Origin of the sequence: Corynebacterium gottingense, from assembly GCF_002285125.1 — a bacterium.
Lineage (GTDB): Bacteria > Actinomycetota > Actinomycetes > Mycobacteriales > Mycobacteriaceae > Corynebacterium > Corynebacterium gottingense.
In genome coordinates, this window is record NZ_NSGN01000005.1 from 165,495 (window position 1) to 181,156 (window position 15,662).

At 60.0% G+C, this 15,662-nt stretch carries 7 protein-coding genes; 5 read left to right on the plus strand and 2 right to left on the minus strand.

Going from position 1 to position 15,662, the window contains the following annotated elements; genetic code table 11:
• Positions 1 to 87: 87 nt before the first annotated feature.
• A complete protein-coding gene (locus CKJ82_RS06705; RefSeq protein ID WP_095537524.1) occupies positions 88 to 1,281 on the plus strand; it encodes an FUSC family protein in 1,194 nt (397 codons plus the stop codon).
• A 92-nt stretch (positions 1,282 to 1,373) separates the two neighbouring features.
• Here CKJ82_RS06705 and CKJ82_RS06710 read toward each other — a convergent pair whose 3' ends face one another.
• Together CKJ82_RS06710 and CKJ82_RS06715 are read right to left on the minus strand one after the other, a co-directional pair.
• Positions 1,374 to 2,252 carry a PRC and DUF2382 domain-containing protein gene (locus tag CKJ82_RS06710; protein WP_095537525.1) on the minus strand — a complete coding sequence of 293 codons (879 nt, stop codon included), beginning with the start codon at positions 2,250 to 2,252 and terminating at the stop codon, positions 1,374 to 1,376.
• 381 nt (positions 2,253 to 2,633) lie between these two features.
• The gene (locus CKJ82_RS06715; protein ID WP_095537526.1) at positions 2,634 to 3,557 is read right to left on the minus strand and encodes a hypothetical protein; all 924 of its coding nucleotides are present in this window, start codon (positions 3,555 to 3,557) and stop codon (positions 2,634 to 2,636) included.
• A 50-nt stretch (positions 3,558 to 3,607) separates the two neighbouring features.
• Between CKJ82_RS06715 and CKJ82_RS06720 the strand changes: the two genes are divergently transcribed.
• The 4 genes from CKJ82_RS06720 to CKJ82_RS06735 form a co-directional block, all read left to right on the plus strand.
• Positions 3,608 to 4,897, plus strand: a complete 1,290-nt coding sequence (locus tag CKJ82_RS06720) for an adenylosuccinate synthase (protein WP_095537527.1) — start codon at positions 3,608 to 3,610, stop codon at positions 4,895 to 4,897.
• Positions 4,898 to 4,962: 65 nt separating this feature from the next.
• Positions 4,963 to 6,045, plus strand: a complete 1,083-nt coding sequence (locus CKJ82_RS06725; RefSeq protein ID WP_095537528.1) for an ATP-grasp domain-containing protein — start codon at positions 4,963 to 4,965, stop codon at positions 6,043 to 6,045.
• A 609-nt stretch (positions 6,046 to 6,654) separates the two neighbouring features.
• Positions 6,655 to 12,093, plus strand: coding sequence for a putative Ig domain-containing protein (locus CKJ82_RS06730; RefSeq protein ID WP_095537529.1), 5,439 nt, complete (start codon positions 6,655 to 6,657; stop codon positions 12,091 to 12,093).
• 718 nt (positions 12,094 to 12,811) lie between these two features.
• Positions 12,812 to 15,662: hypothetical protein (locus CKJ82_RS06735; RefSeq protein WP_095537530.1), on the plus strand; the 2,851-nt coding region annotated here is incomplete at its 3' end.

Below are 15,662 nucleotides of genomic sequence, written 5' to 3' on the forward strand. Positions count from 1 at the left end.
GGCCAGTAGCGCCGTCCCCCGCTGATTCGTCGCGGTGGGGCGGCGTTTTCTCGTGCGCGCGCCCGCCCGGTGGCTAATGTAGGCACCATGGAGGAACAGAAGGACGCCGGGAGCGCGAAGCACCGGCTGACTACGAAAGAACGGCTGAAACAGGTCGACCAGTCGGTGCAGTCGCGCCTGCTGCGCGTGCGGAAGCGCTTGCTGCCCATCCTGCAGATCGGCATCGCGTCGGGCCTCGCGTACTGGATTGCCAAGGATCTGCTCGGCCACCAGCGCCCGTTCTTCGCCCCGATCTCCGTGATCATCATGATCGGCATGACGGGCGGCGAGCGCCTCTCCAAGGCGTGGGACCTGGCTATCGGCGGCACGATTGGTGTGCTGGTGGGGGACCTTCTTTTCTACCGGCTGGGCGAGGGCGGTTGGCAGATCGCGCTGATCGTCTCCGGATCGCTCGCGATCGCGTCGTTTTTTACCAAGTCGCAGCTGGCGATTAACCAGGTGGCGATCGGTTCGGTCCTCATTGCCACGATCATGCCGCCGGGCGCGGAGGTCACCGGCATTGATAGGACGCTCGACGCGATCGTCGGCGTCGTGGTCTCGATGGTGACGCTCGCGCTGCTTCCGCAGGCGCCGATGCAGAGCGCGAGGTCGGAGATCTCGAAGGTGATGGGCATTTTGTGCTCGGTGCTTAACGACGTTGCGAACGGGCTGCGCGAGCGCGATCCCGAGATCATCGACGAAGCCTTCGAGGCCATCCGTAGCTCGCAGACGGATATTGACCAGATGGCGTCGGCGGTGAAGTCCGGCAAGGAGTCGATCCGCATTTCCCCGTTCCTGTGGAGCGTGCGCCGTTACATCAATTCGCTCTCGCTGGTCATCCCGCCGGTGGATAACGCGGTCCGCACGACCCGCGTGCTGGCGCGCCGCGCGCACGTGCTGTGCGAGGACGGGGATGCGGTGACGGAGCAGCAGGTGGAGCTTATCGATACGCTGTCGCACGTCTGCCTGGAGTTCTCCGAGGTGTACGGGGTTGATTCGCGCCGCGCGCAGGCGATTGCCATCCCCCGCATCGTCAACGAGCTGCGCGTGGCGGGCCAGCGCGCGTCGATGGACGCAGTGCCGGAGGATGCGGTGCTCTCGGCGTACGCCATCCTGGCGCAGACGCGCTCGCTCATCGTCGATCTGCTCGAAGTCAGCGGCATGTCCCACGAGTCCGCGGCATCGGTGCTCGCGCCGACGTCGTCTTCGCCGAAGTACCCGCCCGAGCTTTACGACGAATAGCGCCCACCCGAAGACGTGCGAGAGCCCGGTGGGGAGTGGTACCCACCGGGCTCTCGTGAAAGGGTGTGCCGGTTACCTACCGGCGGAGGGGCTTACTTCTTGGTGTCCTTGCCGTCGACGACGCCCTCGACACCATCGGTGTCGAAGCGCTCCTTGCGCAGCTCCTCGGAGACGCGCTCGGTGTCCTGAACGGTGTCCTTCTCCAGGGCAACCTTCTCCACCGGGACGGACTCCTTGGAGACGTTGACGCGCTCCTCGTGCAGGGTGACGGAAGCTTCCTGCTCGCCGATCTTGCCGTCGTAGTTGGCGCGGTCAGCGTCGGTGATCGGCTCGCGGACAACGCGAACCTCTTCGCGCTCAACCGGGACCTCGACGGTCTCGGTCTCGTTCACGACGTACTTGCGCAGGCGAACCTGGCCGGACTCAACGCGGTCCTTCTGCACGTTCAGCTGCTCCTCGGAGCGGATGATCGCGTCCTTGTCGGTGTCAGCGACGTTCTCGCGGGTGCCGGCAGCAGCGTTTGCGCGAGCGGTCTCGTCGGTGGTCACCTCGCGCTCACCAGCGGCAGCGCCGGCACCTGCGACGCCTGCAGCACCAGCAGCGGCGCCGGTGCCAGCAGCAGCGTGGCGGCCGGTGTCGTAGGTGGTGACGTCCTTGGTGTCGGTCAGGCCGTAGTGGCGGTAGAACGCATCCTGGTCCTCGGTGGTGAGGTGGCCGTTCTCGTCCAGATCCGGAGCGTCCTCGATGCGGCCCTTCGGGAATGCGAGGTGCAGCTCGCCGTCACGCAGGGTGTGGCCGCGCAGCGGAACGATGGAGGTACCGGCGCCGAACAGGCCGTGGTTCACGGACACGAAGTCCGGCTGGCCGGAGGTGTCGTTGACGTAGACGTCCTTGACGCCGCCGATCTTGTCGCCGTCAACGTCGTATGCGGTGGCGTTTGCCAGATCTTCGATGCGGTTGGTGTTAGCCATGGTGCTGAAAAGCTCCTTCGTGATTCGAGTTCGTTCAGGGGTCTATCTAACTCAGCCCATTGTGCGGACTGTCTCGCTTAGCGACGAAGCCTGCGAGCACTTGGCTCGCGCTTCGCTGCGTTGCGAACAAGAACGAATGTAGAGCGGATTTGAGATTCTCGCTTGAACGGCCGTCTCAGGTCGGCCCGTTCGGGGCAAGTGGAACATATGAACGAATGACGGATTTGCGGACCGTCGGTACAATCCCCGCGCCACTAACGGTGACCTGCAAGAACGTGACGTTTGGATGACTTGAGGTGCTGTGTGCGCGCTGGGTAAACGTCTCGAAGTGATAACGGCCACCTCAGTATGGGCGTAAAGAAATCGTCTATGTGAGATGTGTCACATCCCAGAATTTGCCCCCATTTTGACGCTCTGGATGTCGCGGAGGTGCCGATAAAAGGTCACCCGCTCCACCGTTCGGGGGCGTACCACCCCGTCGAGCTCGACGGTGATGGCGTCGCCACCGGACTGCAGCGCGCGGCCGGTGAGGACGCGCGAGGAATCCGTCTGACCGGGCGCAACGCCCGCGTTGCGGGTGAGTCCGCGGAGGAGGGGGAGGCGGTGCAACCGCTCTAGTTGCGCCGGTGAGCGCCTGGAGACAGGCCCGGTGGGCACCAGCGGAGTCGTCAGGGCGGAGGACGCAATTCCCGGGGTGCCGGGGGTAGGTACCAGGCGTGCGCCGAACTGCCCGTGGAAGCGCGCGGAGGGCTCGGAGCCGCTGCGGTAGAGGAGCCGCTCCGAGTCGACGACGATCTCGCCGACGTACTCGCTTGCGCCGTCGTCGTGGTAGATCGCGGCTGCCCCCGCGACCACTTCGCCGGTGTCGGTGCGCACGCACGGCGACGGCACGACGGGCCCAGAGGTGGCAAGGGAAATGAGGGAGTCGCGGTCGAGCCCGCTCAATCCCCACGCCACCGCTGCGGGCGAGGAGGGGTCGACGGGGAGGTAAGCGATCTCCGCCCATAGGTAGTCGCCACGCATCATCCGGGTGAGGACGGCGGCGAGCGCCTTGTCGGTGCCGGAGACGACGATGCGCAAGCGCTCGTCGGGCTGCTGCGGCGCAGGCGCCGGCTGGCCAAGGTGCGCGACGTTGGGGGAGGCCTGGATCTCCGCGAGCGACGGAGTGGGGTCTTCCGGCAGGACCTCCTTGGCCGCGGCGTCGAGGAAGCGCAGGTCCTTGCGCGTCGGCACCTCGGGGAGCTGGTGGTGCTCGGCACCGGGGATTGAAGTGGTGTTTGCGCACGCGCAATGGATCAGCCGCATAGGGGTCACGCTACAATAAGCGCGGATTACTGCCTATATAAGGAGTGAAAATGTCCGCCATCGTCATTGTGGGCGCCCAGTGGGGCGACGAGGGCAAGGGGAAGGCCACCGACATCCTCGGCGGCAAGGTTGACTACGTGGTCAAGCCGAACGGCGGCAACAACGCCGGGCACACCGTCGTCGTCGGCGGCGAGAAGTACGAGTTGAAGCTGCTGCCGGCCGGCGTGCTGAGCGAGAACGCCACCCCGATCCTGGGCAACGGCGTGGTGGTCAACCTCCAGGCGCTGTTTGAGGAGATCGACGGGCTGGAGGCTCGCGGAGCCAACGCCTCGCGCCTCCGCATCTCCGGCAACGCCCACATGGTCGCGCCGTACCACCAGACTCTGGACCGCGTGCAGGAGCGCTTCTTGGGCAAGCGCGCGATCGGCACCACCGGCCGCGGCATCGGCCCCACCTATGCCGACAAGGTGGCGCGCGTGGGATTGCGCGTGCAGGACATCTTTGACGAGTCGATCCTGCGCCAGAAGATCGAGTCCGCGTTGGACGTGAAGAACCAGATGCTGGTGAAGATGTACAACCGCAAGGCCATCGAGGCGGACGAAATCTTCGAGTACTTCATGTCCTACGCCGAGCGCCTTAAGCCGATGGTGATTGACGCCGAGTACACCCTGAACAAGGCACTGGACGAGGGCAAGCACGTGCTCATGGAGGGCGGCCAGGCCACCATGCTGGATGTGGACCACGGCACCTACCCGTTCGTGACCTCGTCCAACCCCACCGCGGGCGGCGCATGTGTGGGTGCGGGCATTGGCCCGACCAAGATCACGGCGTCGCTGGGCATTGTGAAGGCGTACACCACCCGCGTGGGTGCGGGCCCGTTCCCCACGGAGCTGTTTGACAAGTGGGGCGACTACCTGCAGGAAGTCGGCGGTGAGGTCGGCGTGAACACCGGCCGCAAGCGTCGCTGCGGCTGGTACGACTCGGTGGTGGCCCGCTATGCTGCCCGCGTCAACGGCTTCACGGACTTCTTCCTGACCAAGCTGGACGTGCTCACCGGCATCGGCGAGATCCCGATCTGCGTGGCCTACGACGTGGACGGCGAGCGTTTCGACGAGATGCCGCTGACCCAATCCCAGTTCCACCACGCGGAGCCGATCTTTGAAACGATGCCCGCTTGGGACGAGGACATCACCGGTTGCACCACATTTGACGAGCTGCCGCAGAAGGCGAAGGACTACGTGCTGCGCCTTGAGGAGCTGTCCGGCGCGCCGATGAGCTACATCGGCGTCGGCCCGGGCCGCGACCAGACGATCGTGCGTAACGACGTCATGGAGCGATAATCGCCGCAGCTTTCCCCAGCGCGCCTGTTTGCCCAGGCAATCGCCGCGTCATAAAGTAGGCGCCTATGAATATGGCGAAGCGCTCGAAAGTGCTCATTCTCGGCACGTCTGCGGTGGAAGAGGAGCTGGCAACCTCCTTTCGCCACCTGGGCTACGAGGTGCAGCTGGGCACGTTTGCGCAGGGCGCGCCGGGCAACATGACCCCGGACATCACCGTCGCGGGCGAGGGCACGGACCTGACCAAGCTGCGCGAGCTGGTGGATACCTCGGGCTGCGAGCTTTTCCCTACGGTGGAGGCCTGCCGCATGACCCGCAATCGCGAGGGCGTGCGTCGCACCGCGGCCGAGGAGCTTGGCTTGCCGACGATGGCGTACAAGTTCGTCGACACCGTGGAAGACCTCGAGGCGTGCGCGGAGCAAGTGGGCTACCCGCTGGTGGTCAAGCCGGGGCGCTCCACCGCCGGCGAAGGCCAGTCCGTGGTGCGCGAGGCTTCCGAGCTGAGCGAGGCGTTTGCAAAGGCGCAGACGGCCTGCGGCCCCGAGGGCGCATCCGAGCCGGTGGCGGTGGAGCAGTACATCGACTTTGATTACGAGGTCACAATTCTCACCGCCCGTTCCATCGACCCGGCGACGGGGGAGTTGGCCACCTGGTTCTGCGAGCCGATTGGCACCCGCCACGAGGACGGCAAGCTCGTGGAAACCTGGCAGCCGGCAGCGCTGTCGCAGGCCGCGGCCGATAACGCCCGCTCGATCGCGGCGCGCATCAGCGGCGCGATCGCGGGCCGCGGTGTGTACTCGATCGAGCTGTTTGTCGACGGCGACGAGGTCTACTTCTCCCAGGCCACCCCACGCCCCGACGCGGATGGCCTGCTCACGCGCGTGACCCAGCGCGTCAACCAGTTCGATCTGCACGCGCGCGCCACCGCAGGATTGCCTATCGACGCCACCTTAACCTCCCCCGGCGCCGCCGCCTTCCTCCACGGCGTGAACCCCTCCACCGCGCAGATCGCCCGCGCGATGGCGGTAGACGAGGCCAGCGTGCAAGTACACGGGAACACGGCGATGGCGCTGTGCACCGCCGACACGGTGGAGCAGGCCCGCGCCCGCGCTGCGGAAGCCATCACGTTCCTGGCCCCCGAGGGCGAGTAGGTCGCCTGGCGCCACAATCCCCCGTTCGTGGGTACTTTCACAAGTAAGTTGCCAATTCTTACGAAGAACTTACCCTGAGTGTGGTGCCGAACCTGGATGTTCGAACAGGGAAAGCGCGCGCCGTACGGATCTGTTTCGCGCTGTGGGATTTCCGACTTTCGACTTCGGCTGGAATGCCTGTAACCGGCGCGCATGGGGTGTGCGTTGGCCGCAAATATAGATTGAGACTGCAACTTCCTGTCCACCTGTCTCGAAAGTTTTCAAAGATATTACTAAGGGAATAGCTGAGTGGCACTCGGTGTAGTGCTGGCGGCATCTTCCCGAATTTTTAGGTATTGGGACACCGTAAAAGTGAACGTCCATATTAAAAGTGCAGCATATGGGTGGGGGTGGTCTGGGATATGACAGTTGGACGTTCAACTGAGTCGAACTCAGGTAGTGGCTCAGCCTGTTAAAAACCTGACTGTGAAATCTGCATTCTTTACTAGATTGACAAGTGTGAAAGTCGGCGTGGATCTGCCTGCTGTTTGTTGATGTGGGTGTGTCTTGCGCTCATTCGGGCTTTCCTCTTTTGTCCAGAACGTCTTCGTGGAAGGAAGTTTTCACAGCATGAAGAAGCACAATGTGTCCCGTCGTCGCGGGACTTCGATTGCGGCAGCGGCGCTGTCGCTCGCGCTGGTCGCGCCGTTTGCGCAGCCGATTGCGGCGCCGAATGCTGCAAATGTGGCGCAGGCAGCTCCGGGGCAGATCACTGACTCTGCGGGCAACTACCTGCCTGCAGACACTGGTCGCATATACGATGAGGGTGAAGCTGACAACGTACGTTACGTCGGTCTCATTCCGGAATATACCGATGGTCAAGCAACTGGCACGGCGTTCGTGTACAAAGTCCCCCACTGGATCAACTCTGCGGCGTTCAAGGGCGAGGCGACGGCTTCTGATCCGGATGCGAGTGCGCAATATATTCGCTTCCGTGACGAGGAGCTCTATTCGCAGATCGCTCGCATTGAACTCGTAGGTACCAAGGGTGACCCGCAGGGTACCTTTAAGAAGCGTGATCCGAAGGGCTCCGAGTGGGCCCTGTCTTTCGCGGATTCCAATCCAAACTTCCCAGGTGCACCAGGTAAGGCGTATGCCTCGTACGTTCAAATCTTCCTGAACGATGGACAGCAGCTTTCGGACCTTAATCCGCCCTCGGACGGCTTCGCCGCTGACTACTACTGGGTCCGCGGGGATGGCAGAATTGTGCGAAATTCGGTCCAGAACACGCTCATGCTGAGCCCCGAAGAGGCTGCTAAACAGTCCGGCGCAAATACTGAGATTTCGGGGGAGCAGTCGCCTGATAACATTCCTCAGGGGGTTGCAAAGTACCTTAACTATGATCAGGAAAACAACGTTCTGAAGTCGACTTCGACCGCAAAGTTTACGCAGAATCTGTTGCAGGCGGAATATGGTGGCACCTATCTGATTAATGAAAAGCTCGATCCGAAGATTGCGCCGTACGTTGAATCAGTCACCGTTTACAACTCTGATGTGAACGGGAATAAGTCCAATGGACGTACCGCTTGGACAATGGGTTTTGATAAGTCCACGGGGCTCGCCACCTCGGCGTCAAACCCTGAACTATCGTTCTTGAACGACGGAGAGAACTTCAATAATAAGCGGTTTGATGAAGTTCGCGGCAACGTCAATGACATTTTCTGGGGCACGCTCGGGCAGAACCGAAGCTGGACGATCGAGTACAAGCTCAGCCCTGACTTCTTGAAGTTGACGAATCAGCCGGAGGGTGAGTACCTCGAGGCACTTTCTTGGCTGGAAGTTGACCACCAGGATACGAGGGTAAATGTCGGTCCAGTCGATAATGGTGAGCGTCCAAAACTGCTGAATCATTCAGTGGCGTCCGACTACGTCAATGTTGTTGATACTGATGGTGATGGGTTGACGGATCAGTATGAGCGTGAGATTGGTACAGACATCTCGCAGGCTGATTCTGATGGTGATGGTGTGCCGGATGGTCAGGAGGTGTTGACTGATAAGACTGATCCGACGTTGCCGGGTTCGTATGCGCCGGCTGCGCCGACTGTTGCGCAGGATAAGGTTAATATCAATGATTCGGATATTGATGTTCGTGCGCTGCGTACCGAGTACACGGATCCGAAGACTGATCGTTTGATTGGTGTTTCGAACAATGGTGTTGCGCCGATGACGGTGTGGGTGTTGCCGACGTCGAAGTTGACGGAGGATGACAACGGTAAGGTCTCGTTTGATCAGGCTGATGCTGTTGGCCATAACTCGATGGGTGATCGCCGTGCGTATGAGAATGGTGCGTTAAACATTCCGAACCTTGATGGTTTGGAGGCTGGCGAGAATTACACGCTGGTTGCGATTTCGCCGAATGGTGAGACGACCAAGGGATCGAACTTCACGGTGACGGATCAGGTGCTTGATAAGTCTGAGGCGCCGACTGTTGATCCGGTGACGACGAGTGATCGTACCGTGACGGTGAAGGCTCCGTCGGGCAGTGACGTTGCAGTGACGTTGCCGTCGGGCGCGGTGGTTGTTGCGTCGGAGGATAAGGATAATCCGGGCACGTTTACCGCTGCGGTCCCGAAGTCGAATCTTCCGCTTAATGAAGGCGACAAGATCAAGGCTGTGGCGACTGAGTCTGGCAAGGAGCCGTCTGATCCTGTTGAGACGACGGTGACTGCGCCGACGGTGGCGGATTCCTACGGTGTGGATTATCCGAAGCTGCAGACGGTGGATACAGACGGTAAGGCTACCGTTTCGCCGACGCTGACGAAGAACGGTGAGCCGGTTGACGTGCTGCCGGCTGGTTCTGAGTTCAAGGCGGATACGGCGAATGCACCGCAGGGTACTGAGGTTTCCTTCGATGAGAATGGTAAGGCAACGATTTCGGTGCCGAAGCCTGCTGCGGATGCGCCGGCGCAGACTTTTGAGTTGCCGATCACCGCGACGGTTGATGGTAAGGAAATCAACGACACAATTGTGGTGCAGGTGCCGGCTGGTGAGCCGACTCCGGCTGCTGGTGATCTGGTTGTTGACAAGATCAAGGGCCAGGAGGCGTGGTCTGATGAGGCTATTGAGCCGATCCAGGTTTCCGCGAAGACTGCTGATGGTGAAGAGCTGACGGACCCGACGTACGCGTTGGAGAATGCCCCTGCTGGCATTGAGATCGATCCGGCAACTGGTGAGATTACTGGTACTCCGGCGTATGACACGGATGCCGCTGACATTGTGACGAAGGACGGCAATGCGGTCTTTAATGTCACGGTGAAGGTCACCGATGGTGACTCGACTGGGACCCGCACTTTCCCCCTGGTGGTCAAGGACGCTACCGCTGATACTGACGGTGATGGCCTGACAGATAAGGAAGAAGCTGAGAAGGGTACTGACCCGACGAAGGCTGATACTGACGGTGATGGGCTGACCGATAAGGAAGAGCTTGACGGCTCGAAGAACAACGGTGAGTCGACGGATCCGAACATTGCAGACACCGATGGCGATGGTGCATCCGATAAGGATGAGATTGATGCGGGCACCGACCCGAACGATCCGAAGAGCAAGCCGGAGGACACTACAGATCCAGAGACGCCTGCTGATGATGCGGTCAAGCTTGACGAGTCTGGTAAGCAGGCCGTGAAGCCGACTGCTGATGAGCAGTCGACTGGTATCAAGGTTGAAAACAAGACCGATGAGACCACGGTGGCAGCCAAGGACGAGGATGGCGCGACCATCCCGGCGAAGCTGGATGATAATGGCAATGTTGTTGTCACGCCGGGTGAGGATGTTGATGGTCCGATCACGGTGACGGTTGATGATCCCTCGTTGGATGCTCCGCTGGTGACTGATGTTGATGTCGAAGGTCACTCGCAGGGCAAGGATGACAACAAAAATGGCGCGCCGGAGAGCGACCCGACTGTGCCGGCGAAGACTTCGGTTGAGGGAGCAGACAATCCGAAGACGGTCAAGCCGACTGGTGAGTCGCAGGATACTGGTGTGAAGGTCACCAATCCGGGTAAGGACACGAAGGTGTCTGCGACCGATGAGGATGGCAAGGAGATTCCGGCGTCTATCGATGACAACGGCAATGTTGTTGTCACGCCGGGTGAGGATGTTGATGGTCCGATTACGGTGACGGTTGAGGATCCGGATCTTGATGAGCCGGTGACCGCCGAGGTTCCGGTTGAGGGGCACAACAAGGGCGTCAACGACAATGCGACGAGCGTTGATGGTGTTGATAATCCGAACACTGTGAAGCCGACTGATGAGTCGCAGCAGACTGGTGTGAAGGTGAATAAGCCTGATGCAGAGACGAAGGTCACCGCTTCTGACGAGGACGGCAATGACATCCCGGTCGAGGTTGATGAGGATGGCAACATCTCTGTGACCCCGGGCGAAAAGGTTGATGGTCCGATCACGGTGACCATTGAGGATCCGGATCTTGATGGCGGTAAGGCCACCGCCGAGGTTCCGGTTGAGGGCCACACCAAGGGCCAGGATGACAATGGTGATGGCAAGCCTGCTGGTGAGTCTGATGGCAAGACCACGGTTGAGGTCCCGGAAAACCCGAAGACGGTCCAGGCGTCTGATGAGAAGCAGTCGACTGGTGTGACGGTGACGAATCCGGATGCGGATACGAAGCCGTCCGCTACCGATAAGGATGGCAAGGACATCCCGGTCGAGATTGATCCGGAAACCGGTGATGTTGTGGTCACTCCGGGTGAGGATGTTGATGGCCCTATCACGGTGACCATTGAGGATCCGGATCTCGATGGTGGCAAGACCACCGTTGAGGTCCCGGTTGACGGCCACACCAAGGGCGAAGACGACAACAACAAGACCACCACGGCAAGCGACGAGGATCCGTCCTACGGCGATGCCGCGAACCAGGTCAAGCCGGGTGAGTCCGCAACGACTGAGAAGCCGTTTGGTGACAAGCCGGTTCCGGACGGCACCAAGATCACGGTGAATGCTCCGGCCGGCGCGACTGATTGGGAGTTCACTGCGGACGAGGACGGCACCGTGACTGCGCAGGCTCCGTCCAACGAGGATCTGGCGAATCAGTTCGAGCAGCTTGGTCAGACTGGTTGGGAAAAGCTTGTTGAGGCGCTGACTCCGGTTGCTGAGCCGAATGTGGGCGTTGACTTCGAGTACGCGGATGGGTCGAAGGACTCTGCTGATGCGAAGTTCGAGCTGGTTGGAAAGGATGGCAAGTCCATCCTGGATCCGAACGGTGACGCTGACGGCGACGGTGTTACCAACAAGGAAGAGGCTGACGAGGGCTCGAACCCGTTCGATGAGACGTCCACGCCGAAGGGTGGCTCTGGTGAGCCGTCGACGCCGGTTGAGAACCCGGATTGGGAGACCGACGGTAAGACTGACGCTGTTGTTCCGGGCGGTTCCGTGACTGTTCCGAACAAGGGCGGCGAGGTGCCGGCTGGTACTACCGTTGAGGTCAAGGGGCCGGGCAAGGCTGAGATTGATGGCAAGGGCAACCTGGTCATTACTGCCAATGATGATGCGAAGCCGGGTGAGAAGATCACGGTGACCATCAAGGATAAGGATGGCAAGGTCATCGATACCGTGACCACGACGGTTGAGGCGAAGGGTGGCGTAACCGACCCGACTACCACGACGCCGGCCCCGCAGGCGCCGGCGATTGATAAGGGTAAGTGTGCGGCTTCTGCTGTGGGCTTCGGTTTGCCGCTGCTGGCGCTGATTCCGGTTGGTCTGGCAACGCAGATGTCTATCCCGGGTGTCTCTGACTTTGTCGAGAACGTCTCGAAGGATCTGGAGCGTGCGAATGCGCAGATTCAGCAGAATCTGGGTATGTTCAATCCGCAGACTGCGCAGTCGCTGTCGCAGATGAATGAGCAGCTGCGTAAGGCAGGCTTCGACCTGGCCACTGTCGGTGCTGGTATCGCTGTGATTGCTGCTGGCATCATTGCTGGCACGATCATTTACGACAACTGTGCTCCTGGTGGTCTTGGTGGTAGCTCCGTCAAGCTGGATGGTTCCTCTAAGTAGCCATTCCGAACGCGGTTAACACCGCGTAAGCACCGCGCCCGCTCTGCTCCCCGTATGGGGATCGGGGCGGGCGCTTTCGCGTTCCCTCACACCTCGCGCGCAGTGTAACTCGAACGCCCTCGATAGTTTTCTGTGAGCCGTCCACCCGTTTCGGGGGTGCAAAATAGCTCATGCGCAAACTCTTAGCAAGAATTAATTGACGCTCAATCGCTCGACAATCTTGTACGCTCGTGAAGACGTTCTTGTATCGATACTGCTATCACTTCCATTGCCCGAGAAAATAACCTGGACAAATGTTTTGCGAGTGCTCAGCCCAGATTGCCTGTTCCTTGGGTGTCGATCAGCATCAGCGCATCGGGTCCCGATATGCAGAAGTACCGGCCCAACGCTCCCGTCGTGACTTCTTAGGTATAGATCGAATTTCACGGCTGTACTTCACGTTCTCGACCATCCTTCACGTCTCACTAGCACACAAACTCGCAGGCCAACGCCTATCGACGCCACACCTGCCCAGTCGAACGCCCAATTTCCTTGTTTCTTATCAGGATTGGGATGCGCTGAAAACGTTGCGGCGAGTGACAGGCGAGCGTCACTAGATTGACAAGTGTGAAAGTCGGCGTGGACGTCCCTGCTATCGCCTTAGGCAGGTGCTGGCAGCCACGCTCCTTCGGGCTTTCTCTTTGTCCAGAACATCTTCGTGGAAGGAAGATTTCACAGCATGAAGAAGTACAGTATCTCCCGCCGTCGCGGGACCTCTATTGCGGCAGCAGCGCTGTCGCTCGCGTTGGTTGCCCCGTTTGCGCAGCCGATCGCAGCGCCGAACACCGTCCAGGCAGCTTCTGCCCAGCTGGCAGGCGACCCCGCGCCTGATGCGGATGGCGCCATCAATATCGACGCAATCGCAGACGGCACCATTACCTCCGGTACGCAGCTATCTGCTGCGCAGACCGTCGCTAAGGACGTTGTTTCTGGTCGCGTCAACCTGATGACGCCGAAGAACTCCGCGATTCTATCGACGAAGTACGACGGTTTCGAGGGCGCACCGGACGGCACGAAGGTCTACTTCCAGTGGAAGGATGTAGATGGCGCGGAGTCCCCGATTTACTCCGCAAAAACCCACACTATTGACGGAGTCCTCGGTGCGAACGGCCCGGGTATGTACGCTTTTAAGGTGCCGACGTGGACTGATGCAAACGGTAAGGAGCGTCAGTACAAGGCTTTGACGGCTCAGAAGTTCCGTGTTTGGTCGGAGTCGCCGGACAATGAAGAGACTGGAAATGAACGTGAAATCGTTCGTGTAGCTCCGGGTTATACACCGTATGCGTACGGCAAGGGGTCCGGCGACGGGCTGGGTGAGTTCCCGGGTGCTGTTGGTACGAACGGTAACATGCAGGGCACTGGCGTTTGGCTTGCTGAATTGCCTACGAACCCGAACAACTACTGGATGGGCAACAAGAAGCCGGAGCCGGGCTTGCCGCTTCCGGATGGGCTGAAGGTGATCAAGGAAGACTCGCAGGTTCGTGGAATTGATGACTGGTACGACTACTCTGGTCGCGTGTGGCTAGAGACCGGCGATGAGCGTCAGCTCTTAACCGGTTCGACTGGTACGGGAGAGCCTTCCGGTATTGGCTACAAGGTGTATGCCGCGACGCTCACGGAGGAAGGCCGTCAGGCTAACGCTGCGGTCAAGAAGCTCTCGGCTGAGAAGCGCGCGCTGGCTACCAAGCAGATGCTCGAGGAGCACCCGGAGTACGTCCAGTCGGTCCGTTACACCGAGACTGATGAGAACGGTGATTACACCATCCGCGTGCCGAAGGATGAGTACCACCCCCACGACACGTTCATGTGGGTTGAAAATAAAGATGGTGAGAAAATCGTTGGCTATGGCCAGTGGCAGCAGCCTGTTTTCCACTCAGTGAATAACTACTCGACGACGTGGGCGCCATCAGGCAGCCCTGCAGAGCAGAAGTCACGTCCGGTTCGTGGTGCTCGTTTCTACAACATCCACTTCGCTGCAGTTCCGGATCGTCGCGTTGATTTGGATATCACTAACTTCAATACCACCGACACCCCGGCCAAGCCTGGTGATGTCGCTAAGGTAAAGCTCTCTGGTGATCTTCCGGTGCTGCCGAACAAGATCGAGTGGCGCAAGAACGGTAAGCCGACCGGCAAGACTTGTGACATTGAGCTTCTCAATGACCTGAAGGACTGTGGCTCTTTCACCGTCCCGGATGATGCTAAGGCTGGCGACATCTACTCTGCGGTACTTGTGTCTGGTGCCCAGGATGTTGCTTCTGACTCCTTCGTAGTCGCTAAGGACTCTGATGGTGATGGCCTGACTGACCATAAGGAGGAGGAGCTTGGTACCGATCCGAATAAGGCTGACACCGATGATGACGGCATTAATGACGGTGACGAGGTAAACGGTTCGAAGAACCCGTTCGATAAGGACGGCAAGAAGGTCGAGGACGGTAAGCCCGGTGCTCCGACGGATCCGACCAAGGCTGATACCGATGGTGACGATGTCAAGGATGGCGACGAGATCAACACCAAGGTGGATGAGAACGGCAAGACTGTTCCGAATGAGTCCGAGAAGGACGAGCCCACTGACCCGAACAATAAGGACACCGATAAGGATGGCCTGACGGATGATAAGGAGAAGGAGCTTGGCACCGATCCGAATAAGGCTGATACCGATGATGACGGCATCGATGATGGTGATGAGGTAGACGGTTCTAAGAACCCGTTCGATAAGGACGGCAACAAGGTTGCTGACGGTGAGAACGGTGCGCCGACGGATCCGACGAAGCCGGATACCGATGGTGATGGCACCAATGATGGTGACGAGGTCAACAACAAGGACAAGGACGGCAAGCCTGCTCCGACTGATCCGAATGACCAGGACTCCAAGCCGGCCGTTCCGGCTGAGGATCCGAAGGACTCCGATAAGGACGGTCTGACCGACGATAAGGAGAAGGAGCTCGGTACCGATCCGAATAAGGCCGACACCGATGGTGACGGCATTAACGACGGTGACGAGGTCGACGGCTCCAAGAACCCGTTCGATGAGGACGGCAAGAAGGTCGAGGACGGTAAGCCGGGTGCTCCGACGGATCCGACGAAGCCGGATACCGATGGTGATGGCACCAATGATGGTGACGAGGTCACCGGTGACAAGAACAACGGTGAGCCGACTGATCCGAACGATGATAAGTCCAAGCCGGCCGGTCCGGTTGAGGAGCCGAAGGACTCCGATAACGACGGTCTGACCGACGATGAGGAGGACAAGCTCGGTACCGATCCGAACAAGGCCGACACCGATGAAGACGGCATTAACGACGGTGACGAGGTCGACGGCTCCAAGAACCCGTTCGATGAGGACGGCAAGAAGGTCGAGGACGGTAAGCCGGGTGCTCCGACGGATCCGACGAAGCCGGATACCGATGGTGATGGCACCAATGATGGTGACGAGGTCACCGGTGACAAGAACAACGGTGAGCCGACTGATCCGAACGATGATAAGTCCAAGCCGGCCGGTCCGGTTGAGGAGCCGAAGGACTCCGATAACG